This is a genomic window from Lysobacter sp. CCNWLW3 (assembly GCF_036697405.1).
In the GTDB taxonomy this organism is placed as follows: Bacteria; Pseudomonadota; Gammaproteobacteria; order Xanthomonadales; family Xanthomonadaceae; genus Lysobacter.
Map to the genome: position 1 here is coordinate 134,802 of NZ_JBAHWA010000007.1, position 25,637 is coordinate 160,438.

The 25,637-nt window shown below is 69.1% G+C and carries 23 protein-coding genes; 6 read left to right on the forward strand and 17 right to left on the reverse strand.

Annotated features, from left to right (window positions below; translation table 11 throughout):
• Positions 1-38: 38 nt before the first annotated feature.
• From V1318_RS13345 to V1318_RS13360, 4 genes are all read right to left on the reverse strand, one after another.
• Positions 39-1,040 (reverse strand): NADP-dependent oxidoreductase, encoded by a 1,002-nt coding sequence (locus V1318_RS13345; RefSeq protein WP_332940185.1) that lies wholly within the window; start codon positions 1,038-1,040, stop codon positions 39-41.
• A gap of 68 nt (positions 1,041-1,108) precedes the next feature.
• Entirely contained in the window at positions 1,109-1,972 is an 864-nt protein-coding gene (locus tag V1318_RS13350) for an alpha/beta hydrolase (protein ID WP_332940186.1), read from the reverse strand.
• 60 nt (positions 1,973-2,032) lie between these two features.
• Positions 2,033-2,821, reverse strand: coding sequence for an SDR family oxidoreductase (locus V1318_RS13355; protein WP_332940284.1), 789 nt, complete (start codon positions 2,819-2,821; stop codon positions 2,033-2,035).
• A 96-nt stretch (positions 2,822-2,917) separates the two neighbouring features.
• Complete coding sequence (locus V1318_RS13360; protein ID WP_332940187.1) at positions 2,918-4,012, reverse strand: alkene reductase; 1,095 nt, start codon at positions 4,010-4,012, stop codon at positions 2,918-2,920.
• Positions 4,013-4,180: 168 nt separating this feature from the next.
• Between V1318_RS13360 and V1318_RS13365 the strand changes: the two genes are divergently transcribed.
• From V1318_RS13365 to V1318_RS13375, 3 genes are all read left to right on the forward strand, one after another.
• The gene (locus V1318_RS13365) at positions 4,181-4,753 is read left to right on the forward strand and encodes a TetR family transcriptional regulator (RefSeq protein WP_332940188.1); all 573 of its coding nucleotides are present in this window, start codon (positions 4,181-4,183) and stop codon (positions 4,751-4,753) included.
• 441 nt (positions 4,754-5,194) lie between these two features.
• Positions 5,195-5,671, forward strand: coding sequence for an Hsp20/alpha crystallin family protein (locus V1318_RS13370; RefSeq protein ID WP_332940189.1), 477 nt, complete (start codon positions 5,195-5,197; stop codon positions 5,669-5,671).
• A 73-nt stretch (positions 5,672-5,744) separates the two neighbouring features.
• Positions 5,745-6,011 (forward strand): hypothetical protein, encoded by a 267-nt coding sequence (locus V1318_RS13375; protein WP_332940190.1) that lies wholly within the window; start codon positions 5,745-5,747, stop codon positions 6,009-6,011.
• A gap of 181 nt (positions 6,012-6,192) precedes the next feature.
• On the opposite strand, the gene V1318_RS13380 is transcribed toward V1318_RS13375, so the two are convergent.
• The 12 genes from V1318_RS13380 to V1318_RS13435 form a co-directional block, all read right to left on the reverse strand.
• On the reverse strand, positions 6,193-6,930 hold the full coding sequence (locus V1318_RS13380) for a methyltransferase domain-containing protein (protein ID WP_332940191.1): 738 nt from the start codon (positions 6,928-6,930) through the stop codon (positions 6,193-6,195).
• Positions 6,931-7,119: 189 nt separating this feature from the next.
• Positions 7,120-9,423 carry a CocE/NonD family hydrolase gene (locus V1318_RS13385; RefSeq protein ID WP_332940192.1) on the reverse strand — a complete coding sequence of 768 codons (2,304 nt, stop codon included), beginning with the start codon at positions 9,421-9,423 and terminating at the stop codon, positions 7,120-7,122.
• 89 nt (positions 9,424-9,512) lie between these two features.
• Positions 9,513-10,781: a glutamate-5-semialdehyde dehydrogenase gene (locus V1318_RS13390; protein ID WP_332940193.1), complete on the reverse strand. Its 1,269-nt coding sequence runs from the start codon at positions 10,779-10,781 to the stop codon at positions 9,513-9,515.
• Positions 10,778-11,959, reverse strand: a complete 1,182-nt coding sequence (gene proB / locus V1318_RS13395) for a glutamate 5-kinase (protein ID WP_332940194.1) — start codon at positions 11,957-11,959, stop codon at positions 10,778-10,780. Before proB ends, V1318_RS13390 begins: the two co-directional genes overlap by 4 nt.
• Complete coding sequence (gene argH, locus V1318_RS13400) at positions 11,956-13,245, reverse strand: argininosuccinate lyase (RefSeq protein WP_332940195.1); 1,290 nt, start codon at positions 13,243-13,245, stop codon at positions 11,956-11,958. Before argH ends, proB begins: the two co-directional genes overlap by 4 nt.
• An 11-nt stretch (positions 13,246-13,256) precedes the next feature.
• Positions 13,257-14,201 (reverse strand): N-acetyl-gamma-glutamyl-phosphate reductase, encoded by a 945-nt coding sequence (argC, locus tag V1318_RS13405; RefSeq protein WP_332940196.1) that lies wholly within the window; start codon positions 14,199-14,201, stop codon positions 13,257-13,259.
• Complete coding sequence (locus V1318_RS13410) at positions 14,194-14,823, reverse strand: GNAT family N-acetyltransferase (RefSeq protein ID WP_332940197.1); 630 nt, start codon at positions 14,821-14,823, stop codon at positions 14,194-14,196. Before V1318_RS13410 ends, argC begins: the two co-directional genes overlap by 8 nt.
• Positions 14,824-14,826: 3 nt before the next feature.
• Positions 14,827-16,155 (reverse strand): acetylglutamate kinase, encoded by a 1,329-nt coding sequence (locus V1318_RS13415; RefSeq protein ID WP_332940198.1) that lies wholly within the window; start codon positions 16,153-16,155, stop codon positions 14,827-14,829.
• Positions 16,155-17,246 (reverse strand): acetylornithine deacetylase, encoded by a 1,092-nt coding sequence (locus V1318_RS13420; protein WP_332940199.1) that lies wholly within the window; start codon positions 17,244-17,246, stop codon positions 16,155-16,157. The genes V1318_RS13415 and V1318_RS13420 overlap by 1 nt, the downstream gene beginning before the upstream one ends.
• Positions 17,247-17,457: 211 nt before the next feature.
• Positions 17,458-18,654 carry an argininosuccinate synthase gene (locus tag V1318_RS13425; RefSeq protein ID WP_332940200.1) on the reverse strand — a complete coding sequence of 399 codons (1,197 nt, stop codon included), beginning with the start codon at positions 18,652-18,654 and terminating at the stop codon, positions 17,458-17,460.
• Between the two features lie 149 nt (positions 18,655-18,803).
• Positions 18,804-19,811, reverse strand: coding sequence for an N-acetylornithine carbamoyltransferase (locus tag V1318_RS13430; RefSeq protein WP_091635085.1), 1,008 nt, complete (start codon positions 19,809-19,811; stop codon positions 18,804-18,806).
• Between the two features lie 374 nt (positions 19,812-20,185).
• A complete protein-coding gene (locus tag V1318_RS13435) occupies positions 20,186-20,659 on the reverse strand; it encodes a hypothetical protein (protein ID WP_332940201.1) in 474 nt (157 codons plus the stop codon).
• Positions 20,660-20,911: 252 nt separating this feature from the next.
• Here V1318_RS13435 and cysS point away from each other — a divergent pair, with 252 nt between their 5' ends.
• The 3 genes from cysS to V1318_RS13450 all read left to right on the forward strand — a co-directional run bounded on the left by cysS (position 20,912) and on the right by V1318_RS13450 (position 24,101).
• Positions 20,912-22,282 carry a cysteine--tRNA ligase gene (gene cysS, locus V1318_RS13440; protein ID WP_332940202.1) on the forward strand — a complete coding sequence of 457 codons (1,371 nt, stop codon included), beginning with the start codon at positions 20,912-20,914 and terminating at the stop codon, positions 22,280-22,282.
• Between the two features lie 116 nt (positions 22,283-22,398).
• The gene (locus V1318_RS13445) at positions 22,399-22,851 is read left to right on the forward strand and encodes a SufE family protein (RefSeq protein ID WP_332940203.1); all 453 of its coding nucleotides are present in this window, start codon (positions 22,399-22,401) and stop codon (positions 22,849-22,851) included.
• Positions 22,848-24,101, forward strand: a complete 1,254-nt coding sequence (locus tag V1318_RS13450) for an MFS transporter (RefSeq protein WP_332940204.1) — start codon at positions 22,848-22,850, stop codon at positions 24,099-24,101. Before V1318_RS13445 ends, V1318_RS13450 begins: the two co-directional genes overlap by 4 nt.
• Before the next feature lie 217 nt (positions 24,102-24,318).
• Here the strand turns inward: V1318_RS13450 and dksA are convergent, their stop codons facing one another.
• Positions 24,319-25,392, reverse strand: coding sequence for an RNA polymerase-binding protein DksA (dksA, locus tag V1318_RS13455; protein ID WP_332940205.1), 1,074 nt, complete (start codon positions 25,390-25,392; stop codon positions 24,319-24,321).
• Positions 25,393-25,637: the final 245 nt, after the last annotated feature.

The following is a 25,637-nucleotide window of genomic DNA, read 5'->3' on the forward strand; positions in this document are numbered from 1 at the left end:
GATTCCCGCGATTACCGCCGTTCCTCCCATAGAGGGAACTACAGCATCTGCACCACGACCTTGCCCTTGGCACGGCCGCTCTCAGAGTAGGCCAAGGCCTCGTGGGTGCGCTCAAACGGGAACACCCTGTCGACGACCGGGCTGATCGCATCGGATTCGATGAGAGAGGCGATCTCGCGCAACTGCGCCCCATCCGCGCGCATGAACACGAAGGTGTAGCGGACGTGCTTGCGCTTGGCCTGGCTGCGGATGCCACGGCTGAGCAGGCGCAGCACCTGCCTGAGCGGCCAGGCCAGTCCGCGCGCGGCGGCGAATTCCGGCGTGGGCGGCCCGGATATGGAGACGAGATGCCCGCCCGGCTTGAGGATCTGCAGGGACCGGCTCAACTCGTCCTTGCCGAGGCTGTTGAGCACCACATCGTAGTCGCGAAGCTCGGTGGCGAAATCCTGCCGTTTGTAATCGATGACGACGTCGGCGCCCAAGGCTTTCACCCAGCCCACGTTGGCGGTGCTGGTGGTGGTGGCGACGAAGGCGCCCAGATGTTTGGCAAGCTGGATGGCGACGGTACCGACGCCGCCGGAACCTGCCTGGATGAAGACCCTCTGCCCCTTCTTCAGCTGGGCGGTTTCGACCAGCACCTGCCAGGCGGTCAGCGCCACCAGCGGAACGGAAGCGGCCTCGACCATGCCGAGATTGCCGGGCTTGAGCGCTACCGAGGAGGCATCGACGGCGATGAACTCGGCGAAAGTGCCGATGCGATCGTCGTCGGGGCGCGCGTACACCTCGTCGCCCGGCTTGAACCGGCGTACCCCGGCGCCGACGCGCACGACCGTGCCGGCCACGTCGTTGCCTAGAACGAGCGGGAGACGATAAGGCAGGATCAACTTGAACTCGCCGCTCTTGATCTTGGAGTCCAGCGCGTTGACGCCCGCGGCATGGACCTGGATCAGGACGTCGTCGTCCCGCAGGTCCGGCTCTGGCATGTCGTCGATGCGGCCGGTTTGCTTCTTGCCGTAGCGGTCGATGATGAAGGCTTTCATGGGTGTGCCTCTGGGTGGCGGGTTCGGTCAGACCGAAGCGCAGTGCGGCGATGTCGAGCGGGGCGCTGTCAGCTGGCGAGAAACGCCAAGGCTTTCGGCACGAACTCGGCGTGATATTGAAAGATGCCGCCGTGCCCGGCGTCCGGGTAGATGACCAGTTGCGAGTTGGGAATGCGGCGCGCCAGGTCGGTGCTGTTGGGTGTGGGCACCATCATGTCCTTGTCGCCATTGGCGATCAGGACCGGGATGCGGATGCCGCCCAGGTCCTGGGGCGGCTGCCTGCCCCAGGCGGTGATCGCCCTCAACTGCCGCAGGAACGCACGCGGCGAGGCGCCCTGGTCGCGGTCGCTGCGGCGCTCCTTGAGCCGCTGCAGGAAGGCACGGGCGGCCAGCCGGCCGCCGGCGCTGGAGCTGAAGAACAGGTAGTACTTGGGGTCGCGCAGCGTCAGCAGGCCCTTGGCGATCAAGGGCCAGGACACCCGCCCCACCCGCTCGATGCCTTGGCCGCCGGCGGGCCCGGTACCGGTCAGGATGAGCCTGCGCACCAGGCCGGGCGCTTTCAGCACGACCTCCTGCGCGACGAAACCGCCGAGCGAGAAGCCGAGCAGATCGACCTGCGCCAAGTCCAGCGCACGAATCAGCGCGATGGTGTCCCGCGCCATCTCCGCGATGGTGATCGGCGCCTGCCCGCCCGACCCACCGATGCCCCGATAGTCGACGGCGATGACGCGATGCCTGCGGGCCAGGCCGTCGACGATGCGGGGGTCGAAGTTGTCCAGCACCGCGCCCCAGTGGTTGAGCATGATCAACGGGGTTCCGTCCTGGCGCCCCAGTTCGCGATAGGCGAACGTGGTGCCGCCGACATCGATGCGACGGTTGGGCGCATCCTGGAAGGACGGGCCCGATACGGGAGGTATGCCGGTCTGCGTCATGGTGGAGTACCTGTATCGGCTCAGGGCGGGCCAGGAAATCGAGGCTGTCTTGCTGCCGCGTCAAGCCGCCGTGCGATATCGCTCGGCGGCCTGCGCCTGGCGGATATCCGCGAGCAGGGCTTGGCGCGCGCCGTCCAGCGTGTCCCAGCGGGCGGCCACGTGCAGCGGCGGAATGGTCACGGTTTCGCGGCGATCGAAGCCCACCAGGGCCGCATCCACCAGCTCGCCGACGTCCATCACCTCAGGCAGCGTATTGATGTCGATGCCGGCCCGCTCCCAGATCTCGGTGCGCGTGGCGGCGGGCAGGACCGCCTGCACATAGACGCCCCGGGGCGCCAGTTCGAGACTCAGTCCCTGCGACAGGAACAGCACGAAGGCCTTGCTTGCGCCATAGACCGACATCGCGAACTCCGGCGCCAGGCCGACCACCGAACCGATGTTCACGATCGCGCCTTCGCCGGCGCCGGCCAAGCGCGGCGCGACGGCGGCGGCCAGACGCGTCAGCGCGGTGGTGTTCAAGCTCAGCAGCCGTTCGATGCTGTCGGCCGATTGTTCGACGAAGCCGCCGGACTGGGCGATGCCCGCGTTGTTGATCAGGATGCCGATGCGGGCGTCGTCGCACAGCCTGGCCTCGACGGCGGCCAGCTCGTCGCGCTGGGTGAGATCGGCCGGAAGCACATCGATCGCGACCCCGGTTTCATGGCGCAGGTGTGCGGCCAGCGCTTCCAGTCGCGACTGATCGCGCGCGACCAGCACGAGATCGTGGCCGCGCCGGGCAAAGCGTTCGGCATAAACGGTGCCGATACCGCTGGAGGCGCCGGTGATGAGGACGGTAGGACGAGTGTTCATGATGTGCTTCTCGGTAGGTGGGATGTGGCATCTGAGCGGTGCAAGGTGCCGGGCCATCAGGGCGAGGCCACGTGGATCGCGGCCTCGTCGGCGGGCTTAGCGCGAGCCGGTGCCGGTCAAGGCCGGATAGTCGATGTAGCCTTCCGCGCCTCCGCCGTACAGCGTGGCCGGGTTCAATGCCGCCAGCGGTGCGTCGGTCGTGAAGCGCTCGACCAGATCGGGATTGCTGACGAACGCACGGCCAAAAGCGAACAGGTCCGCCTTGCCGTCGGCGAGGCGTGCGCTGGCCAGGCCCAGGTCGTAACCGTTGTTGGCCAGATAGGTGCCCTTGAATCGGCGGCGCAAGCCATCGAAGTCGAACGGCGCCGCATCGCGCGGGCCGCCCGTGGCGCCTTCGACCACGTGCAGGTAGACGATGCCCAGGGCGCTGAGCCGATCGACGATATAGTCGTATTGCGGCTGCGGATCGCTGCTGGAAATGGCGTTGGCCTGCGACACCGGAGAGATCCGCACGCCCGTGCGTTCAGCACCGATCTCGCCCGCCACGGCGGCGACGACTTCCAGCAGCAGGCGCGCGCGGTTCTCGATGCTGCCGCCGTAGGCATCGGTGCGCCGGTTGGCGCCGTCCTTGATGAACTGCTCGAGCAGGTAGCCGTTGGCGCCGTGGATTTCCACGCCATCGAAGCCCGCCGCGATCGCATTGGCGGCGGCTTGGCGGAAATCGTCGACGATGCCCGGGAGCTCGTCGATGGCCAAGGCACGCGGTTCGGAGACATCGACGAAATCATTGCCGAGGAAGGTCTTGGCCTGCGCGCGGATCGCCGAAGCGGATACCGGCGCGGTGCCTCCCGGTTGCAGATCGACGTGCGAGATGCGGCCGACGTGCCACAGCTGCACGAAGATGCGCCCGCCCCGGGCGTGGACGGCGTCGGTGACATTGCGCCAGCCGTCGATCTGGTCCTGCGTGTACAAGCCCGGCGTGTCCTGATAGCCCTGGGCCTGGGCCGAGACCTGGGTGGCCTCGGAGATGATCAGGCCTGCCGAGGCGCGCTGGGCGTAGTAGGTGGCGGCCAGCGGGCTGGGCACCAGGCCGGCGCCGGCGCGGTTGCGGGTCAGCGGCGCCATCACGATGCGATTGGCGAGGGGCAGCGGACCGAGCGTGTACGGCTGGAAGAGCGTCGTGTTCGTCATGTCGTGTGCTTGCATGGTCGTGGATGGGGGCGGAGCGGCGATGGCCGCGGTTTCATCCGGGCAGACATCAATGATGATGACCGTAATCTTTAATGTCAATAGTTTGATGATGAACATCATCTATGTGATAGAATGCGGCCTTCGCTACTGGACGTCAGGCGACTGGGTATGAAGGTCACCAAGGCACAAGCGCAGGCAAACCGGGCGCACATCGTGGAAACCGCCTCCGCCCTGTTCAGGGAACGGGGCTACGACGGCGTAGGCGTGGCCGACCTGATGGCGGCCGCCGGCTTTACCCACGGCGGCTTCTACAAGCACTTCGGCTCCAAGACCGACCTGATGGCGGAGGCGGCCAGCTGCGGCCTGGCGCAATCCGCCGAGGCCGCGGCCGACATGGATCTGGCCGACTTCCTGAGCCACTACCTCTCCCGGGAACACCGGGACGCGCCAGGCAAGGGTTGCACGATGGCCGCGCTATGCGCCGATGCCGCGCGCCAGCCGGCATCGGTCAAAGCGGCGTTCGCCGCCGGCATCGAGGCTCAGGTATCGAACCCGGGCCCGCACGGCCAACCGGACGAGAAAGCCGGCACCGAGCTGCGCGCACGCCGGATCGCCCTGATGGCGCAGGCCGTGGGCGCGGTGGTGCTGTCGAGGTCCTGCCCGGACGATGCGCCGCTGGCGGACGAAATTCTCGATATCTGCCGGGCCGACATCCTCAAGCGGCTGGCCAGCAAAGGCTGATCCGGAGACGTCCGCGCCGGGCCTCACCTACGTCGGCGGCAACGGCGCCCACTTCCGCCGCTGTCGCACAGCGCGTCCACTTTCCCGGCGGAACGGGCTGTCGCCTGTCGCGCTGGGCCCGCCCTGCCCCGGGGCCGCCCGGTTGGCGCCGCTCTGGGTTGCCCGCGATTCGGACGACCGATCCATCGGGGCTTCGATCTTCCGCTCCTGGCCGAAGCTGCCGGTCGATCCGTGAGTAACCGACCTGGGACGCCTTCCGTCCGTTAACAGGCCACCCAGCCCTTAGGCATGGAGCTCGCCAACGGCCATCGCGCTTTGGCTGAACGAAAGTTCAATATCGGGCGCAGGGGGCCTTTCGATCCTTGAATCAGATTCGGCCGAGCCTATCTGCGGAATGGGCGGCGTATTGGCCGTCCTCATACGCCCATCGGAGACCCTGCCATGAACAAACTGGTTCGCTCTTCCCAATGGCCTGGCCAAGGCTTCGCGCATGACCCGATCAAGCAAGTCCTCGACCGTCTTTTCGAGGGCAGCATGTTCCAGAACGAGTCGACGGACGAGTCGTCGGTGGTCACCAGCCAATGGGTGCCCCGCGTCGACATCAAGGAAGAAACCGACCGCTTCGTGCTCTACGCCGATCTGCCCGGGGTCGACCCTCAGGAGATCGAGGTGCAGATGGAAAAAGGCATGCTGACCATCAAAGGCGAGCGGCGTCTCGAAGAGAAGCTGGAGACGGAAAGCTTCTCGCGCATCGAGCGCCGCCACGGCAGCTTCCACCGCCGCTTCGCTTTGCCCGACAGCGCCGATCCCGACGGCATCACGGCCTCGGGACACAACGGCGTTTTGCAGATCGTCATCCCCAAGCGCCCGGAGACCACGCCCCGGCGCATTCAAGTGGGTTCGGTCTACAACTCGTAGTGCCGAATCGTAGTGCCGACTCTCGCTGCCCGGGCTCGGCCCGGGCAGCGATCTTGCCGATGAGGAAGCGGCCATGGACAGAGAGAACGAAGAGGTCATTTGCGACCTGCAAGCGCAGGTCTACGTATTGCGTGTCGCCTTGCAGGCCCTGGCCCAAGCCCATGGGGAGCCGGACGCCCTGCTGGCGAGCTGGCGCGAAGCGCTGAAGGTCGCCTCCCTGGGCCCGGTGGTGCCCGCCTATGCGCGTCGCAGCGAATATCTGGCCGAGCGCTGCCAGGCCTTTGCCGAGGACTGGACGGCGGAGCTGGCCGAACTGGCGGTACCGACGCGGCGCAGCTGACGCCCGACCGGATCAGGCATCGCCGGCGCGGGATCTGCACTGACTGCGGTTCGCAAGGACCTTCGCCTGGCGCTCCTTCATTCGTTGGCGATGCAACGAGGACCGCCAAGACATGCGGGCGAACTCCCGGCCTCGACGGTCATTTCATACACGAGTGCGGCGGGCATGCGAGCCCGCCGCATCAGCCGCATCGGGCGCTGACGATCCACGCCCGCGAGTCGAACCACACGCCGTCATCGCGATAGTGTCCGGCGACGACCTCGCGCAGCCGCGCCTGCTCGCGTGCGGCGGCGTCGGCGTCCAGCGACTGCAGGGCCTTGCGGGTGGCCTGGAACTGCCCGATCCAATCCAGGGCCGCCTGGATGCTGTCGCCGTAGTACACGGGCTCGTGCACGTCCTGGAACGCGACCTGCGCAAAGCCGGCCGCATCGAGCAGGCGCTGCGTCGCCTGGCTGTCGGCGAGCGAGAACGCGGCCATGGATTGCGCGTGCTCGCCATGGACGGCGATGGACCACTCGTTGGCCTCGCGCGCCTGCCAGACCATCATGACCAGACGGCCGCCATCGGCCAGGGCGCCGCGGATGTTGCGGAACGCGGCCAAGGGGTCGGCGAAAAACATGGTGCCGAACCGGCTGATGGCGACATCGAAGCCGTGCGCGGGGAGCGGATGGGTTTGCGCGTCGCCGTGTTCGAATCGCAGGTTGCGCAGGCCCTGCGCGGCGGCGCGTTGGCGCGCGCTGGCGATCGCCGGGGCCATGACGTCGATGCCCAGCGCACTGCCGGCCACGGCGGCGCGCGTCGCGTCGCAAGTGGTCTGCCCCGCTCCGCAGCCGATGTCGAGTACGCGTTCGTGCGGCAGGATGGCGCAGGCGCGCTGGAATGCGCGGTTGTGCAACTGGAGTTCCGAGTCGAAATCCACGGGACCGCCGCCCACCTTCGGGCGCCGGTCCGGCGACGCTGTTTCTGGAAACGTCATGGCCCCGCCCTGCGCCCGCAATCGGTCCTGCGAACCCTAGCACTGCACCCCGTGCCAGGCCACGACGCCTTGCACAAGGGCGCCAACCCGGTCTGTTGACCGGGCTGAGCGGCCTGGGCCGCAACCCGCCCATCAACGGCTGAGCGGGATCTCCAAATAGCTGTCGCCGTACCATTTCACCTGCACCGGCTCGCCCGCATCGGCGATGGTCTCCTCGGCTACCGGCTTGCCGCTGCCGTAGTTGATCTGCTGCTGCGGATTGCGCAGCACGCTGAGCACCGCGACCAGGCGGCTGCCGGCCTGGAAACGGCGGCTGGTCAGGCGGCCGCTGCTGAAATCCAGTTGGCTGCGCTTGCCCGGCGTGAGCAGGGCACGCTGCGACAGGTCGGCGACGTAGCTGGCGCGCGATTGGTAGCGCGACAGTTCGAAGTACTCGCCCTGTGGGTTGAGTTCGTACAGACCGATGTTGAAATCGAAGTCGCGCTTGTTCACGGCCAGGTCCAGATGCCCGGAGAACAGGCCGCTGAATTCACCGGCCTGGGCGAACGGCTCGCTCACGAACACCAGGCTGTCGGCGGTGTCGATGAGCTTGTCGACGATGCCGCCGCCGGGCACGAGCCGATCGGCGTCGCTGCGGTCGCGCATATCCAGGGTTTGGGTGACGTAGGCGTCGGGCCCAGGCGACTGCGATGCGAAGCGGTAGCGGCCGCCCTGGCCCAGCGGGCCGAAGTGGAAGCGCTGGCGGCGTTCGCCCATCGCCGCCAGCGAGGGCGCGTGCTTCCAGACGTTGGCGCCCATGACCTGGTAGTTGATGCGGTCGGCCAGCAGCGCCGGCTTGGGCGCGCCCTTGAATACGTAGTCGAACCACTGGTAGCGCAGCAGGCCGATGTCCAGTTGCGCGACAGGATCCAGTCGGTAGCCGCGCAGCCAGTCGCCGGTGGCGACCGTGCCGCGCTGGCCGCTGATGTGGTTGTAGGGCCCGACCACCAGGTAGTGCTCGGCCTGCGGGCGGTAGCGGTAATGCTCGCGCAGGTAGTACAACGCGCCGATCTGGGCGCCGTCGTAGTAACCGGTGGTGGTCAGCACCTTGAGATCGAGGCCGGCGAACTCCTCGCGGTAGGGGATCATGGCCTGCCAGTAGGCATCGTAGTCCGGATGCGAGAGCCAGCGCAGGTAGAACGGGTTGGGCGTGCCGTCGATCTGCGGCAGGTCGTTGTAGGCGCGGCCGCCGAGGTACCAGGCGCGGTGCATGCGGTCCCAGCGCGCGTAGTCCTCCATGACGGGCGTGTCGACCTGGCGGTTGTTGCTCACGTAGAACGGCCAGTAGTACTGGAAGCCGTAGAAGATGCCGCCTTCCATCGGCACGTCGATGCCGGGCGCGCCGGTCACCGAGGGCATCAGGGCCTTCAGCGCCTTGGGCCGGTGCTTGGCCGCGGCCCATTGGGTGTAGCCCTCGTAGCTGCCGCCGTACATGCCGACGCGGCCGTCGCTCCAGCGCTGGGCGGCGATCCAGTCGATCAGGGCGGCGGCGTCGCGGCCGTCGTGTTCGTAAGGCACGGGCGCGTCGCTGCTGCAGCCCTTGCCGCGGCTGGTGCCGGTGACGCCCACATAGCCGTTGGAGGCCGAGCGGCGCGCTTCGTTGAGGGTGGTGACCGGATCGGCGTAGATGGTGAAGTTCAGCAGCGTGGGCTGCCGCGCCGGCGCCTTGCGCTGGCGCACGATCTGGGCGCAGACGGTGGCGCCGTCGGGCATGGCGACCGCCACGTCGCGCTGGATCAGGTAGCGGCGCGCATCGTCGGCGGCCACCAGCGCGGGCAGCCGCGGCGCCAGCACGGCGTAGTGGCGCTGCACCTGGTAAGCGCGCGACAGGGCCAGCGCGGCGTCGCGGCTCAAGACCGGCTGCGTGCGCAACGGCGCCAGCGCATCGGCCAGCGCGCGCTGCTGGCGCGGCAGCTCGGCCGGTTCGATGTTGAGCACGCGCAGGGCCACGGCGGAGTCGCGATCGTCCATGACGGCCACCAGTTGCTCGAACGCGCGCGCCAGCGCGGCGTCGAAGCCCAGGCCCGGTTCGGCCGCCTGCAGCGTCAAGGCGCGCGCGTACAGCCGGTATTGGACGAGGTTGGGCCGCACCGGCACCGGGCCCTGGCTGGGCGTTGCGTTGATCTCCTCCAGGGTGCGTTCGGCGGCGGCGGGCTCGCCGGCCAGCAGTTGCAGGCGGAAACGCTGGTTGGGATCCAGGCCGCGGCCTTCCTCGCCCGCATCCTTCAACAAGCGCTTGGCCATCGCCGGCATCACCGCATCCAACCAGACCGGATCGTCGGCCACGGCGGCGGGCACGGGATAGGTCGGCGCCTTCGCTGCGGGCGCGGGCGCCGCCGCGGCGGCGCCGCACAGAGCAAGACCGGCGATGGCCGTCACCACGATGATTCGGAGCATTCGCCCTCCCAGGCGTCATGAGTCTCCTGGCTGGATGCGGCCAGCGGGCCGAATGGTCGCACGCCGGCCGCGCATCGTGCGGCGGCCGGTCAGGCTTGCAGCGATTCCGGGTGCCGCACCTGCCCTGCCCCGCGCACCACGTAGCGCTCGATGGTCAGCGATTCCACGCCCATCGGCCCGTAGGCGTGCAGGCGCGTGGTCGAGATGCCGATCTCGGCGCCCAGGCCGAGCTGGCCGCCGTCGTTGAAACGCGAGGAGGCGTTGACCATCACCGCCGAGCTGCGCGTGCGGCGCACGAAGGCCTCGGCGGCGGCGACGTCCTCGGTCACGATCACTTCGGTGTGGTCGGAGCCGTGGCGGGCGATGTGAGCGAGCGCGGCGTCGAGGTCGTCGACCACGCGCAGGCTCAGGATCAGGTCCAGGTACTCGGCATCGTAGTCGGCTTCGCTGGCCGGCAGCACCGCGTCCGAATACGCCCGGCTGCGCTCGCAGCCGCGTACTTCCACCCCGCGCGCGGCCAGGGCCGCCAGCGCGCGCGGCAGGAAGCCGGGGGCGATGTCGGCGTGCACCAGCAGGGTTTCCAGCGCGTTGCACACGCCCGGGCGCGAGGTCTTGCCGTCGATCAGCAGGGCCAGCGCGCGCTCGGGGTCGGCGGCGCGGTCCACGTAGAGGTGGCACACGCCTTTGTAGTGCTTGATCACCGGCACCCGCGCATGTTCGGCGACGAAACGGATCAGGCCTTCGCCGCCGCGCGGGATCGCCAGATCGATCAGGTCCGACAGCTGCAGCAGTTCCAGCACGTGTTCGCGCGCGGTGTCCTCGATCAGGGTCGCGGCGGCCTCGGGCAGGCCCTGTTCGCGCAGGGCGGCGTGCAGGCAGGCGGCGATGGCGCGGTTGCTGTCGCGCGCTTCCGAGCCGCCGCGCAGCAGCACCGCGTTGCCGGCCTTCAGGCACAGCGCGGCGGCGTCGGCGGTGACGTTGGGGCGCGCCTCGTAGATCATCGCGATCAGGCCCAGCGGCACGCGCTGGCGTTCGATGATCAAACCGTTGGGGCGCTGTTCGCGGCGCGTGACCTCGCCCAGCGGATCGGCCTGCGCCGCGACTTCGCGCAAGGCATCGGCGATCGCCGCCAACCGCGCGGGGTCCAGGCGCAGGCGGTCCAGCATGGCCGGCGACAGGCCGGCTTCGCGGCAGCGCGCGAGGTCGGCGGCGTTGGCGGCGAGCACCTGTTCGGCCTGCGCGTCGATCTGCGCGGCCATGGCTTCGATCAAACGCCGGCGGGTCGCGCCGTCGCTGGCCGCGAGCACGGCCGCGGCCGCGCGCGCCTGTTGCGCCAATCCGCGCACGTAACCGCTCATGCCGCTGTCTCCGTGTCCGTGGCCAGGGTGTCCAGCAGCACCAGGTCGTCGCGGTGCACGATCTCCTCGCCGTAGCGGAAGCCGAGCAGGCTCTCGATCTCGCGGCTGTGGCGGCCGGCGATGCGGCGGATCTCGGCCGCGTTGTACTGGGCCAGACCGCGCGCCAAGGGCGCCGCGGCGGGATCGTCGTGTGGGCGCAGTTCGAGCACGTCGCCGCGCCGGAACTCGCCCACCACCTCGACCACGCCGCCCGGCAGCAAGGACGCGCCGCGCGCTTGCAGCGCCGCCACCGCACCGGCGTCGATGCGCAGCGCGCCGCTGGCGGGCGCATGCCGCAGCCATTGCTTGCGCGCACGCGCGCGGTCGCGACGCGCGGCGATCAGGGTGCCGTGCAGTTGGCCTTCGCCGAGCGCGCGCACGACCTGCGCATCGCGGCCGCAGAACAGCGCGGTGGCGATGCCGGCCATCGCGGCCTTGGCGCCGGCTTCCAGCTTGGTGCGCATGCCGCCGGTGCCGAGTTCGCCCGCGCCGCCGCTGGCGGCGGCGAGCAGCTCCGGCGTCACCACGCTCACCCGCTCGATCGGTCGTGCCGTGGGATCGCGCTGCGGATGGCCGCTGTAGAGGCCGCCGATGTCGGTGGCGATCAGCAGCAGATCGGCGTCGACCAGCGAGGCCACGGCGGCGGCGAGGTTGTCGTTGTCGCCCAGCTTGAGCTCGTCGACGGCGACGGTGTCGTTCTCGTTGATCACCGGCAGCGCGCCAAGGCGCAGCAGCTCGCGCAGGGCGGCGCGCGCGTTGAGGTAGCGCCGGCGATGGCGCAGGTCGTCGTGGGTCAGCAGCACCTGCGCGACCGGCGCCGGCGACAGCGACTGCCAGAACGACACCAGCGAGGCCTGGCCCAGCGCGGCCAGGGCCTGGCGCAGCACCAGGCCGTCGCCTCCGGTCTTGATGCGGCCGCGCCCGGCCGCGACCGCGCCGGAAGACACCAGCACCACTTCGCGGCCCGCGGCGCGCGCCTGGGCGATGAAATGGGCGAGCTCGGCGGCGTAGCGCGGATCCAGGCCGTCCGCGGACGGCCGGTCGGGGGCGCCGGCGAGCAGGCTGCTGCCCACCTTCAGCACCGCGCGCCGCCAGGACGGCAAAGGCTGCGCTGCGAAGTCCTTTGCCGTCGTGCTCATGTCAGGGCCTGCAATCGTTGCCGCAAGGCGTCCAGGCGCAGATCGGCGGCGGCGCCGGGCGAAACGCGCGCGGCCAGGCTGGCTTCGGGATCGCCCTGGGCCCAGCGCGCCGGATCGGCGGCCTGCCTGTAGGCGTCGCGGAACGGCAGGCCCTCGCGCGCCAGGTCGACCGCCAGGTCGGTGGCGTACATCGACGGGTCCAGCGCGGCGCGCAGGCGCTCGGGCTTCCATTCCAGGTTGCGCAGCAGGTCGGGCAACAGCTCCAGCGCGGCCAGGCCGCGGCCGAAGGCGTGGAAGATCGCGCCCTTGGAGAACTGCAGGTCGCGGTGGTAGCCCGAGGGCAGCGACAGCAGCTGCTCGATCTCGGTGCGCGCGGCGGCCGCGGCCGAATAGCTGGCGCGCATCAGCTCGATCACGTCGGGATTGCGCTTGTTCGGCATGATCGAACTGCCGGTGGTGTACTCGGCCGGCAGGGCGACGAAGTCGAACTCGGCGCTGGTGAACAGGCTCAGGTCCCAGGCCAGGCGGCGCAGGTCCAGCAGCGCCGAGGTCAGGGCCTCGATCGCGCCCATCTCGAACTTGCCGCGCGACAGCTGCGCGTACGCGGCCGACACCTGCAGGCGGCCGAAGCCCAACGCCTGGGTGGTGTGGTCGCGCGCCAGCGGCAGGTTGACGCCGTAACCGGCGGCGCTGCCCAGCGGATTGGCGTCCACCCAGTCCAGGGTCTGGCGCGCTCGCACGGCGTCGTCGATATAGCCCTCGGCCCAGGCCGCCCACCACATGCCGGCCGAGGACACCACGGCGCGCTGCAGATGGGTGTAGCCCGGCAGCGGCAGCGCGGCCTCGGCTTCGGCGCGGTCCAGCGCGACCTGCGCGCTTTCGCGGCACAGCGCGGCCAGGCGCGACAGCCGGTCCTTCAACCACAGGCGCGTGGCGACCAGTATCTGGTCGTTGCGGCTGCGGCCGGTGTGGATCTTGCGGCCGGCGTCGCCGAGGCGTTCGATCAGGCGCGACTCGATCGCCGAGTGGCCGTCCTCGAAGCGCTCGTCGAGGACGAAGTCGCCGGCGCTGAAATCCGCGGCCAGCGCATCGAGTTCGCGCGACAGGCCGGCCAGCTCGTCGGCGGACAGGATGCCGATCCGCTGCAGGCCCTGCGCGTGCGCGCGGCTGGCCTGGATGTCAAACAGGAAGAACTCGCGGTCCAGGATCACGTCCTCGCCGGCGAGGAAGCGCTGGATGCGCGCGTCGACCTTGACGCCGGGTTTTTGCCAGAGCAGATCGGACATGGAACGTTCCTTCAAAGGGGGATGCCGGCGGTCTCGGCGAAACCGAATGCCAGGTTGAGATTCTGCAGCGCCTGGGTGGCGGCGCCCTTGAGCAGGTTGTCCTCGGTCGCCACCACGACCGCGCGGCGGCCGTCGTCGGACAGCGCGAAGCCGCCCAGCTCGACGTGGTGGCGGCCCGCGATCGCGCTGACCCAGGGCGCTTCGTCCAGCACCCGCACCAGCGCTTCGCCGGCGTAGCGCTGGCGATAGCGCGCGAGCAGCGCTTCGCGGCTGAGCGCCTGGCTCAGGTGCAAGTTGGCGGTGATGGTCAGGCCGCGGAAATGCGGGGCCACGTGCGGCAGGAACTCGACCGCATGGCCGAGCTGGCGCGTAACCTCGCGTTCGTGCACGTGGCCGGTCAGCGCGTACGGCATCAGGTTGTCGCGCAGCTTGTCGGGGTCGTTCTTGTCCGAAGGCGTGGTGCCCGCGCCGGAGTAACCGGACACGCCGAAGCACTGCACCGGTCCGTCCAGCAGGTCCAGCAGCGGCGCCACCGCCAGCTGCATCGCGGTGGCGTAGCAGCCCGGATTGCTGATCCGACGTTGGCCGGCGTAGCGCGCGCGGGTCAGCTCCGGCAGGCCGTAGTACCAGCCGTCGTCGAAGCGGTAGTCGGCCGACAGATCGACGATCGCCGGATCGGCGCCGGCCGCGTCGAACGCGGCCACGCAGTCGGCGGCCTTGCCGTTGGGCAGGGCCAGGATCACCGCGTCGACGCCGTAGCCCGGCAGCTGTTCGTGCGAGGGCGCGCTGTAGCGCAGCTCGCCGCCGACTTCGGGGAAGTGCTCGGCCACGCGCTGGCCTTCGCGCTCGCGCGAGGACACGAAGCCCAGCTCGAACTCGGGATGCCCGGCGATCAGGCGGATCAGCTCCGCGCCGACGTGGCCGCGCGCGCCGACGATGCCTACGGTCTTAGTCATGGCTCGACGCTCCCTGGGAATGCTGTTCCAGCCTGTATTGAAGATTGCGTTTCACCGCCGGCCATTCGCTGTCGATGATCGAGAACGCGACGGTGTCGCGGCGGCTGCCGTCGGCATGGCGGCGGTGATTGCGCAGCACGCCGTCCTGTTTGGCGCCCAAGCGGGCGATCGCGGTGCGCGAGGCCAGATTGAACCAACTGGTTTCGAAGCCGACCGCGATGCAGGCCATGCGCTCGAAGGCATGCCCGAGCAGCAGCAGCTTGGCCTGGGTGTTCAGGCCGGTGCGCTGCACGCGCGGCGCGTAGAAGGTATAGCCGATCTGAACGCGCGGCACCGCCGGGTCCATGTCGTAGTAGCGCGTGCTGCCGACCACTTCGCCCGCCGCGTCGAGCACGGCGTAAGCCCAGGCGACGCCCTTGGCCTGCATCGCCAGTGCGCTGTCGATATAGGCATCCACGCCTTCCGGCGCCGGCACGTTGGTATACCAGGCTTTCGCCAGCTCGCCACCGGCCAGCGCCGCGCGCAGGCCGTCGGCGTGCGTGCGGCTCAAGGGTTCCAGCACGACGTGCCGGCCGCTCAACCGCGGTTGCGCCCCCCAATCGGCGCCGGACGTGTCGCCCATCGCTCAATCCTCCAGGGTCGGCGTGCGCCGGCCCGCGTAGTCCACGCATGCGGCGATCTCGTCGAAGCCGTGCATGCCGTACCAGAACACCTTCCACTTCTCCTGCTTCAGGCAGCCGTCGGACTCGGAGTAATAGAACGGGTTGACCGGGTTGCCGTGGCGCGAGCGCCAGAACACGCTGGGATTCTGCTCGCGCATGACCTGCCACACCGCCCGTCCCAGGCCTTCGCCCTGGGCGTCGTCGAGCACCGCGAACTTGTCCAGGTAGGTGCGGCCCTCGGCCTCGATCAGGATCACCGCGGCGCGGTAATTCTGGCTGACGTAGGCGCGCTTGAGCGCGGTGTTTTCGAAATAGCCGTCGACCAGCTTGCGGCCGAACGCGGACTCGATCAGCGAACGCAGCCGCACCAGGTCCAGTTCGTCCCAGCGCTGCGCCTGCAGCACGCGTTCGCCGCGCCGGACCAGGGTGCCCGAGCCCTTGTGGGTGAACAGTTCCTTGGCCAGTTCGGCCGGCTTGGTGATCGACACCGACGAGGTCAGCGGCAGCTTGTCCAACAGGTCCTTGATCTGCTCGATCTTGACCCGCATACCGCCGTTGATCCACGGCTGCTGGATCAGGTCTTCGTATTCGGTGGACAGGTTGATCGAATCGATCACCCGGCCGTTGTCGTCCAGCAGGCCGCCGGTGCCGGTCAGGAACACGATCTTGTAGGGCTGCAGCACCTGCACCAGTTCGTTGGCGGCGAAATCGGCGTTGACGTTGAGGATCTGCCCGCCCGCGGTCTCGCCCAGGCTGGCGATCACCGGGATCGAGCCGGCCTGCAGGCTGGCTTCGATCGGCGCCAGATTGACCTTCTTCACTTCGCCGACCAGGCCGTAGGTGTCGCGGTCCAGGTAGTCGGCCTCGAACACGCCGGAGATGATGGAAGTCGCGCGGCCGTCGCCGGACTGCAGCGCCTCGACCAGCTTGAGGTTCTGCGACTGGAACACCCGGCGCACGATCGCCAGCGCCTCCGGCGAAGTCACGCGCAGGCCGTTGACGGTCTGCTTGACGATGCCGGCGGCCGCCAGTTCGTCGTCCAGCTGCGGGCCGGCGCCGTGGATCACGATCGGGGTCAGGCCCACGTCCTGCAGGAAGGCCAGCGACGAGGTCAGCGCTTCCAGGTCGTCGCGCAGCACCGCGCCGCCGACCTTGACCACGGCGAAGCGCTTGGCGTCCAGCTGGGAGAAGCGCTTGAGGTACTGCGAGATCTCCTTCGCGCTGGCCATGCTGGACAGCAGGCGCACGATGGTCTGGCGGGTTTGCAGGTGGTTGTCCATCGACACGGCCATCAGGCGTGGCCTCCCATGATGCGGGCGACGCTTCGGGCGTAGCGCTCCAATTGTTCCAGGGCCACCCATTCGTCGGCGGTATGGGCCTGGGCGATGTCGCCCGGGCCGTACACCAGCGCGGTCAGGCCGGCGGCGGAGAACAGCGAGGCCTCGGTCCAGAAATCGACCGCGTTGCCGATCGGCAGGTCCAGCGCGTCGGCCAGGTCGCGCGCCTCCAGGCGGCGCTGCTCGGCGGTGGCGACATCGCCGGCGGGCAGCGAGGGACCACGGAAGGTTTCTTCGTAACGCTCGATCGCGCCGGCGTCGATCAGGGTGCCGAAGGTTTCGTGCAGGGCGTCGATGGACATGGACGGCAGCGGACGGAAGCCGAAGCGCAGCTCGGCGCTGGGCGCGATCATGTTGGCCTTGATGCCGCCCTCGACCCGGCCGATGTTGAAGCGCAGGCCGGTGAGGCCGCCGAAGCGCTGGTGCGACTGCGATTCCACGTAATCCAGGGCCTTGCCGCCCCAGCGCATGGTCTGGTGCAGGGCGCTGGCCTGCATGGCGTTGGCGCCCGAGGCATGGCCGGCGACGCCGCGGAACTTCAGCAGCACCGAGCTGATGCCACGATGGGCGAGCACCGCTTCGCACATCGTCGGCTCGGCCACCACGACTTCGTTGAAGCCGTGCTGGGTGGCCAGGAAGCCGGCGATGCAGCGCGGGTCGTTGGCCTCCTCGTCGGTGCTGAACAGGAATGCGGCGTCGCCCGACGTGAGCGCGGCGGCGGCCAGCAGGCCGGCGGCGGCGCCCTTGATGTCGCAGGCGCCCAGGCCGATCGCGCGGTCGCCGCTCACGCGCAGGGTATGCGGGTCGGCGCTCCAGGCGTCCGAAGACGGCACGGTGTCGAGATGGACATTGAACAGGCGATGCGGGTTGCCGCGCACGGCCAGCATCGACACCGCGCCGTCGCCGTAGTCGACGACCTCGACGCGGAAGCCGGCCAGCTGGCTGCGCAAGTAATCGAAGATACCGCCGGTGCCGATCTGGCGCGGCGGATTGCGGGTGTCGAAGGACACCAGGGCTTCGAGGTGTTTCAGGACTTCGGGGAGCATGGATTTCGTGGCTCGTCGTGTCTGGGCGGTGGTTCGGTTACGTTTGAATCGCGGCGTCGGCCTGTTCCCCTCTTCCGCTTGCGGGAGAGGGCCAGGGTGAGGCGCTGTTGCTGTGCCTTTTAAGAAACAGCACGGCGAAAAGCAGCTTGCGCCTGCGGCGCTCGCATCCCTCACCCCAACCCCTCTCCCGCGGGCGGGAGAGGGGCTCAGGTCACTGCTTGCGGTTGATCTCCGCCCACAGCGTGCTGCTCATGCCGAACAGCTTGATGAAGCCCTCGGCCTCGGCCACGCCCCAGTCCGCGGCCTGGGCGTAGGTCGCGCCCTTGGCGTTGAGGATGTGCGGCGAGCTGATCGCGACCGCGTTGACGATGCCGCCGTTGGTTTCCAGCACGACTTCGCCGTTGACGGTGGACTGCGAGCTGGCCAGGTAGGCCTCCAGGTCGGTCTTGAGCGGATCGTGGAAGAAGCCTTCGTAGACCAGCTCCACCCACTTGCGCGCGACTTCGGGCTTGAAACGGTTCTGCTGCTTGGTCAGCACCGCTTCCTCGAGCGCGCGGTGCGCGGTCAGCAGCGCGATCAGGCCCGGGGCCTCGAAGATGATCCGGCCCTTGAGGCCGATGGTGGTGTCGCCGGTGTACAGGCCGCGGCCGACGCCGTACTCGGCGAACAGGCCGTTGAGCTTGGCCAGCAGCGTGTGTCCGGCGATCTTCTCGCCGTCCAGGGACACCGCCTCGCCGTTCTCGAAACCGATCGTCACCTTCAGCGCCTGCGCCGGCCATTCCGCGCGCGGCTTGCACCAGCCGCGCGCGCCCTCGCCCGGCGCCTGCCAGCGGTCGATCTCGCCGCCGGACATGGTCAGGCCGAGCAGGTTCTCGTTGATGGTGTAGGCCTTCTGCTTGGCGCGCACGCCGAAGCCGCGCTGCTCCAGGTACTGCTGCTCGTAGGCGCGCACCTCGGTGTGCTCCTTCTGGATTTCGCGGATCGGCGCGACGATCTCGTAGTCGCCCAGGGCCTTCACGGCCAGGTCGAAACGCACCTGGTCGTTGCCCATGCCGGTGCAGCCGTGCGCGATCGCCTTGGTGCCCAGCTCGGCGGCGCGCGCGAGCGCGGCCTCGACGATCAGGTAGCGGTCGGAGACCAGCAGCGGGTACTGGCCCTGGTAGCCCTCGCCGGCCCACACGAAGGGCTTGACGAAGCCCGACCAGATCGCCGGGCCGCCGTCGACGGTGACGTGGCTGGCCACGCCGAGCTCGGCCGCGCGCTGTTCGATGAAGGCGCGCTCTTCCGCGTCCACGCCGCCGGTGTCGGCGAACACGGTGTGCACGGCCCAGCCGCGCTCCTGCAGATACGGCACGCAGAAGCTGGTGTCGAGGCCGCCGGAGAAGGCTAGGACGATGTCTTTGCTCATTTCTTTAGTCTCTTGTCTTTGCCCCCTCCCCCGCGTGCGGGGGAGGGTTGGGGTGGGGGCAATCGGATGCGGTGTAGGTTGCGAGGCGAAAGCGAAAGCGCCCTCACCCCAGCCCCTCTCCCGCTTTGCGGGAGAGGGGCTTTAAAGGGTTACTGTCCGATCAGCGCAGCCATGATCGCCTTCTGCACGTGCAGGCGGTTCTCGGCCTCGTCGATGGCGATGCACTGCGGCGAGTCCATCACCGCGTCGGTGGCCTTGACGTTGCGGCGCAACGGCAGGCAGTGGCTGAAGACGCCGTTGTTGGTCAGCGCCATCTTGGCCTCGTCGACGATGAAGTGCTGGTACTGGTCGCGGATCGGCTTTTCCGGGCCCCAGTTGCCGAAGTACGGCAACGCGCCCCAGCTCTTGGCGTAGACCACGTCGGCGCCGCGGTAGGCGCTTTCGATGTCGTGGCTGACCTGCAGCGAGCCGCCGCTCTCGGCGACGTTCTGCTCGGCCCAGCCCATGTAACGCTCATCGAGCACGTACTCCGGCGTCGGGCACAGCAGGGTCACGTCCATGCCCAGGCGGGTGGCGATGGTCAGGGCCGAGTTGGCGACCGCGGTGTTGAGCGGCTTGGGGTGGTAGGTCCAGGTCAGCACGTACTTCTTGCCGCGCAGGTCGGAGGTGCCGAAGTGCTCCTGCAGGGCCAGCGCGTGCGCGAGCTCCTGGCAGGGATGGGTGATGGTCTCCATGTTGATGACCGGCACCGGCGAGTACTTGGCGAAGCTGGCCAGCACTTTGTCCTGGCGGTCGTTGGCCCAGTCGACGAACTTCGGGAACGCACGCACGCCGATCAGATCGACGTAGCGGCCCAGGACCTTGGCGACCTCGGCGATGTGTTCCTCGGTGTCGCCGTCCATGACCGTGCCCAGTTCGAACTCGATCGGCCAGGCGTCCTTGCCGGGCTGCAGGACCACGGCATGGCCGCCGAGCTGGAACGCGCCCAGCTCGAAGCTGGTGCGGGTGCGCATCGAGGGGTTGAAGAACACCAGCGCGATCGACTTGCCTTTCAACTGGTCGCCGAGCTTGCTGCGCTTGAACGCGGCGGCCTGCGCCAGCAGCGCATCGAGGTCGGCGCGCGACCAGTCCTGGGTGTTGAGGAAGTGTTTGATCATGGCTGGGATTCGGGATTCGGGTTTCGGACAGCGGCGGGACGGCGGAGGGAGGCGTGAAAGGCGACGGTGTCGTAGTGCTGCGCTTACGAATCCCCGATCCCCAATCCCGAATCCCGGCGGTAAAAACAAAAAAGCCCAGCGCTAAGGCTGGGCTTTTCGTGTGTGTGGCTTGTTACACGAACGACGGCGAGCACCGTCACCCAGCGGATTGGCGGGGCAACGGTCGGCGCGCGCGCGAGGTCATGCCCGCCGCCATGTAGGCGGAGGTGAGGACGTCGGCGTCGGCGCGCAGGTGGCTCATTAGGGGGCGAATGCTCGCATGCGGCCCCGGGGGACGCAAGTCGAAACCCGGCGCGGCTTATGCCGGATCGGCATCAGCGCGAGTTGAGCGGGGCCACCACCGGGGTCACGGCGACCCGGATCCGCAGCCGGTTGCCCGGGTCCTCGGGCAGGCGCGAGCGGTACTTGGAGCCCTTGTAGACGTAGTCCACGTCGTAGGCGATGGGCTGGCGGAACTCGCGCTCCACCGGCACCGAACGGCAGTTCTCGGCCGCGGCCTGGCGTTCGCGCTCGTGGCGGTCGCGGGTCAGCACGTCCTTGACCGCGCCGACCATGCGCGACAGGCGCGAGTCCTCGGTGGCCGGCTTCGGGCTCTGGTCGCAGCGCTTTTCGATGCTGGTCGCGGTGAGGGTCTGGTAGACCGGGGTCACGCGCAGCACCTGGGCGTACTCGTAGCGTACGTTCTCGGCCTGGATCACCGTCGTGCTCTGCGCGGACGCAGCGCCGGCCCAAAGGGCCCCCAGGGCGCCAGCCAGCAACAGTGGGACTACCAGGTCAGGACGGTTCATCGGGCTCGCATCGGTTCCGTGAACAAATTGTAAGGACCGGAGTGTAGCCACGACCTGAATCAACCCTCCAGTCCCCGAACCCGCGTGGCTCGCGAGCGCCCGAGCCGGGCGCATCGATTCTCATTCCGCACCGCGGGCGCGGTCGGAGCGCTTCCGGCCCGATCGGGATCGCGACCGGCCCCAGCGGCAAGGCCGGCGGCTGCGCGCGCCTGTCCGCTGCCGCTAGAATGGCCCGAACCACAGCGTGCCCCCATGAGCCTGCATCTCTACAACAGCCTGACGCGACGGGTCGAGCCGTTCGTACCCATCGATCCCGCCCGCCCGACCATGTACGTGTGCGGGCCCACCGTCTACAACTACGTGCACATCGGCAACGCCCGCGGCCCGGTGGTGTTCGGTGTGCTCGCCGACCTGCTGCGCCGCCGCTACGGCGGCCTGGTGTACGCGCGCAACATCACCGACGTCGACGACAAGATCAACACCGCCGCCGCCGAGCAGCGGGTGCCGATCTCGGCCATCACCGACCGCTACGCCGCCGCCTACCGCGAGGACATGGCCGCGCTGGGCGTGCGCGCGCCGGACCTGGAACCGGCCGCGACCGCGCATATCGATCAGATCATCGCCATGATCGAGCGCCTGATCGCCAACGGCCACGCCTACGCCGCCGAAGGCCACGCCCTGTTCGCGATCGCCAGCTTCGACCGCTACGGCAAGCTCTCGCGCCGCGATCCGGAGGAGATGCTGGCCGGCGCCCGCGTCGAAGTGGCGCCGTACAAGCGCGATGCCGGCGATTTCGTGCTGTGGAAGCCCTCCACCGGCGACCTGCCCGGCTGGGATTCGCCCTGGGGCCGCGGCCGCCCGGGTTGGCACATCGAATGCTCGGCGATGGCCGCCGCCCACCTGGGCGAGACCATCGACATCCACGCCGGCGGCGTCGACCTGCAGTTCCCGCACCACGAGAACGAGATCGCGCAGAGCGAGTGCGCGCACGGCGGCAAGACCTTCGCGCGCTACTGGCTGCACAACGGCATGCTCAACTTCGGCGGCGCCAAGATGTCCAAGTCGCTGGGCAACATCGAGCGCGTGCACGATCTGGTGCGCGAGCAGTCGCCCGAGGCGCTGCGCTACGCCCTGCTCTCGGCCCACTACCGCCAGCCGCTGGACTGGTCGGACGCGCTGATCGAACAGAGCGTGCGCACCCTGGACCGCCTGTACGGCACCCTGCGCGATCTGACCGATATCGGGCCGGTCGACGGCATCGGGATTCCGGCCGCGATCGAAACGGCGCTGGAAGACGACCTCAACACGCCCAACGCGCTGGCCGAGATCGCGCGCATCGCCTCCGAGGCGCGCAAGGCCGAGGGCGAGGACCGCGCGGCGCGCAAGCGCGAGCTGTTGGGCGCCGGACTGGCCCTGGGCCTGCTGCAACAGGATCCGGCGGCCTGGTTCGCGCGCGGCGCCGACAGCGGCGACGACGCGCGCATCCAGGCCCTGATCGACGAGCGCAACGCGGCCAAGAAGAACCGCGACTTCGCGCGTTCCGACGCGATCCGCGACCAGCTCGCCGGCGAAGGCGTGCTGCTGGAGGACACGCCGCAGGGCGTCAGGTGGAAGCGGGCCTGATCCATCCCGCCGCCTGCGCGAACCCGCGGGCGGCGAGGCCGGCGAGCATCGCCATGCCGGTTGCCGCCCGAGTCGGTGCCCCTGCCCGGTCCGGGCAGGCGTAAAATCTTCCCGTAATGAACGCCATCGCCGCCCCGACCAGCCCCTTCCCGCTCGAACCCACCGCCGCGCAGGCCCAGGCCGCGATCCGCGAGGAGTTCGCCTTCTTCGGCGACTGGTCCGAGCGCTATCAGTACCTGATCGACCTCGGCCGCAAGCTGCCGGCGCTGCCGGAGGAGTGGAAGACCGAGGAGCACCGCCTGCACGGCTGCCAGTCGCTGGTCTGGATCGTCGCCGAGGGCGACGCCGGGCGCCTCGATTTCCACGCCATCAGCGATTCGGCGATCGTGTCCGGCCTGATCTTCCTGGCCCTGCGGGTCTATTCCGGCCGCAGCGCCGCCGAGATCGCCGCCACCGAACCCGACTACATCGCCGACATCGGCCTGGCCAAGCACCTCTCGCCGACCCGCAGCAACGGCCTGTCGGCGTTGCTGGCCTTCATCCGCGACCAGGCCCGTCGCCGGCTGTGAGCGGGGCGGCGACCGCGCCCGAGCCGTCGCTGCTGCATAACCGCGGTTTCGTCGGCCTGCTGGTCTACCGGCTGCTGGCGATGATGTCCTACCAGATCGTCGCGGTGACGGTGGGCTGGCACATCTACAAGCTCACCAACGACCCCCTGGCGCTGGGCCTGATCGGCCTGACCGAGGTCGTGCCCTACTTCTGCTTCGCCCTGTTCGCCGGCTACGCGGTCGACCACCTGCCGCGGCGCAAGCTGGGCATGTTCGCCTGCCTGGGCCTGTTGCTGACCACGCTGATGCTGGCCGGCGTCGCCAGCGGCCGCCTGCCCGCGGGCGCCTTCGGCATCGGCACCCTGACCATCTACGCCGCGATCGCCGGCAACGGCGTGGTGCGCGCCTTCCTGTCGCCGGTCTACATGTCCTTGTTCGCGCGCGTGCTCAAGCGCGAGCAGTTCGCGCGCGGCGCCGGCGTCGGCAGCGTGGTGATGCAGACCGGGTTGGTGGTCGGCCCGGCCGTGGGCGGCGGCCTGATCGCCTGGGGCGGGGTGACCTCGGCCTATCTGACCTCGGCCGCGTTCGCGCTGGCGGCGGCGATCGCCATCGTGTCCTTGCGCGTGACCGAGCCGGCGCCGCCGGCCGAGCGCGCGCCGGTGTTCAAGAGCATCGGCGAAGGCCTGCGTTTCGTGTTCAACAACCAGGTCGTGCTGGGCGCGCAGGCGCTGGACATGTTCTCGGTGCTGTTCGGCGGCGCGGTCGCGCTGCTGCCGGCCTTCATCCACGACGTGCTGCATTACGGCCCGGAAGCGCTGGGCGTGCTGCGCGCGGCGCCGGCGGCGGGCGCGGTGCTGATCGGGCTGTGGCTGGCCCGGCATCCGCCGCAGAAGAACGCCGGGCGCCTGCTGCTGTACGCGGTGGCCGGCTTCGGCCTGTGCATCATCGGCTTCGCGCTGTCGCGGCAGTTCTGGCTGTCGGCGGCGATGCTGCTGCTGTCGGGCATGTGCGACGGCGTGTCGGTGGTGCTGCGCTCGACCATCCTGCAGCTGTCCACGCCGGACGAGATGCGCGGCCGGGTATCGTCGATCAACGGCATCTTCATCGGCTCGTCCAACGAATTGGGCGCGTTCGAGTCGGGCGTGGCGGCGAGGCTGCTGGGCCTGGTGCCCTCGGTGGTGTTCGGCGGCTGCATGACCCTGCTGGTGGTCGCCGCCACGGCCCAGCTGGCGCCGAAGCTGCGTCGTTTGAATTTGCGCGACTTGCAGTAGGGGCGTGGCGGGTTGCTGGGCACTGCGATCGCGCGGGCCTTAAAAGCAAATCCCGCCTACCCCTTGTTCAAAGGGGGGAATAGACCTCCCCCCTTTGAAAAAGGGGGATTGAGGGGGATTTGCCTCTACCTGCGCACAGGGGATCGCTACTACCCGTGCTCAAACGAAAAAGCCCCGCTCGCGCGGGGCTTTCGTCGGACGATCCGAGCCGGCAGGCTCAGTCGCCCATCTGCTTCTGCATGTGCTCCCAACGCTCCTGCGCATCGATGGTGCGCTCGGCGGTGAGGCGGGCTTCCAGGCGCTCCAGGCCGATCTCTTCGCCGGTGTCGACGCAGAAACCGTAGTCGCCCGAGTCGACGCGCTTGAGCGTGCTGTCGATCTTGCTGATCAGCTTGCGGTAGCGGTCGCGGGTGCGCAGTTCCAGCGAGTTCTCGGTTTCGCGGGTCGCGCGCTCGGCTTCGTCGCCGACGTCGCGGACTTCGTCCTTCAGGTTCTCGATGGTCTGCTTGGATTCCTCGACCAGGTCCGCGCGCCAGCTCAACAGGCGCTGGCGGAAGTACTCCAGCTGGAGCGGACTCATGTATTCCTCGTCCACGGCCGGGCGGTAGCCCTGCGGCACGATCGGACGGCCGGTGGCCTCATCGTTCTGGTACGGGACGACCTTCACCTTGGCCTTGGGCGCGGGCGCCTGGGGCTTGGCGGCCACGGCCACGGCGACCTTGCCCAGGGGGCGGGTCGCGGCGGGCTTGGCGGCGGGCGGGGTCGCAGCGGCGGGGGACTTGCTGGAGACTGGCTGGGTCACTGTGCTCTTTGCGGTTTCGTTCTTGCTCGCGGGCGCCGCCACCGGTGCGGTCTTGGTCGGCGGGCGCGCGGCGGGTTTCTTGACGACGGTGGGCTTGGGCTCTGGCTTCCTTGCCGCGGCCGCCGGGGCCACCACGGGTTTCTTGACCGGGGTCTTGCTGGCTACGACGGGCTTCTTGGCCGGCGCGGCGGGCTTGGCCGCGGGCTTCTTCACGGGCGCCGCCTTCTTGGCGACGACCGGCGATTTCTTGGCCGCAGGCTTGGGCGCGGGCTTCTTGGCCGGCGCGGCCTTCTTGGCCACGGGTTTCTTGACTGCGGGCTGCTTGGCGACCTTCTTGGCGGCGACCTTGGCCGCGGGCTTCTTGGCCGCCGGCTTCTTGGTCGCGGTTTTGCTGGCCGCAGTCTTGGAGGAGGCGGCCTTCTTCACGGCCGGCTTGACGGTCTTCTTGGCCGCCTTGGCGGCCTTCTTCGCAGGTTTTTTCACTGCCACGAGCGGCTTGTCCTTCTATTCCCTGAGGGAACTCCCGGACCGTTCCGGAAGCTTCGCGGACCGCGAGGTCCGCTCGGCGATCAAATACACAAATGCGCGACCGCCGCAAGCGAAATCCACCGTACCCGGTATTTTTCGCCTCGTCAGGCCAACCCTGTCACTGGGGTTCGCCCGGCCTTGCCTTGCGCTTGCCTTGTGAGAGGAAAGCGCGCTGTTATACCCTGCCCCGACTACTGCGGCAACCG

Bases quoted from the DNA above. Each gene is read 5' to 3' on its own strand.
- V1318_RS13345 (WP_332940185.1), bottom strand. From the start codon at position 1,040: ATGAAAGCCTTCATCATCGACCGCTACGGCAAGAAGCAAACCGGCCGC.
- V1318_RS13350 (WP_332940186.1), bottom strand. From the start codon at position 1,972: ATGACGCAGACCGGCATACCTCCCGTATCGGGCCCGTCCTTCCAGGAT.
- V1318_RS13355 (WP_332940284.1), bottom strand. From the start codon at position 2,821: ATGAACACTCGTCCTACCGTCCTCATCACCGGCGCCTCCAGCGGTATC.
- V1318_RS13360 (WP_332940187.1), bottom strand. From the start codon at position 4,012: ATGACGAACACGACGCTCTTCCAGCCGTACACGCTCGGTCCGCTGCCC.
- V1318_RS13365 (WP_332940188.1), top strand. From the start codon at position 4,181: ATGAAGGTCACCAAGGCACAAGCGCAGGCAAACCGGGCGCACATCGTG.
- V1318_RS13370 (WP_332940189.1), top strand. From the start codon at position 5,195: ATGAACAAACTGGTTCGCTCTTCCCAATGGCCTGGCCAAGGCTTCGCG.
- V1318_RS13375 (WP_332940190.1), top strand. From the start codon at position 5,745: ATGGACAGAGAGAACGAAGAGGTCATTTGCGACCTGCAAGCGCAGGTC.
- V1318_RS13385 (WP_332940192.1), bottom strand. From the start codon at position 9,423: ATGCTCCGAATCATCGTGGTGACGGCCATCGCCGGTCTTGCTCTGTGC.
- V1318_RS13390 (WP_332940193.1), bottom strand. From the start codon at position 10,781: ATGAGCGGTTACGTGCGCGGATTGGCGCAACAGGCGCGCGCGGCCGCG.
- proB (WP_332940194.1), bottom strand. From the start codon at position 11,959: ATGAGCACGACGGCAAAGGACTTCGCAGCGCAGCCTTTGCCGTCCTGG.
- argH (WP_332940195.1), bottom strand. From the start codon at position 13,245: ATGTCCGATCTGCTCTGGCAAAAACCCGGCGTCAAGGTCGACGCGCGC.
- argC (WP_332940196.1), bottom strand. From the start codon at position 14,201: ATGACTAAGACCGTAGGCATCGTCGGCGCGCGCGGCCACGTCGGCGCG.
- V1318_RS13410 (WP_332940197.1), bottom strand. From the start codon at position 14,823: ATGGGCGACACGTCCGGCGCCGATTGGGGGGCGCAACCGCGGTTGAGC.
- V1318_RS13415 (WP_332940198.1), bottom strand. From the start codon at position 16,155: ATGGCCGTGTCGATGGACAACCACCTGCAAACCCGCCAGACCATCGTG.
- V1318_RS13420 (WP_332940199.1), bottom strand. From the start codon at position 17,246: ATGCTCCCCGAAGTCCTGAAACACCTCGAAGCCCTGGTGTCCTTCGAC.
- V1318_RS13425 (WP_332940200.1), bottom strand. From the start codon at position 18,654: ATGAGCAAAGACATCGTCCTAGCCTTCTCCGGCGGCCTCGACACCAGC.
- V1318_RS13430 (WP_091635085.1), bottom strand. From the start codon at position 19,811: ATGATCAAACACTTCCTCAACACCCAGGACTGGTCGCGCGCCGACCTC.
- V1318_RS13435 (WP_332940201.1), bottom strand. From the start codon at position 20,659: ATGAACCGTCCTGACCTGGTAGTCCCACTGTTGCTGGCTGGCGCCCTG.
- cysS (WP_332940202.1), top strand. From the start codon at position 20,912: ATGAGCCTGCATCTCTACAACAGCCTGACGCGACGGGTCGAGCCGTTC.
- V1318_RS13445 (WP_332940203.1), top strand. From the start codon at position 22,399: ATGAACGCCATCGCCGCCCCGACCAGCCCCTTCCCGCTCGAACCCACC.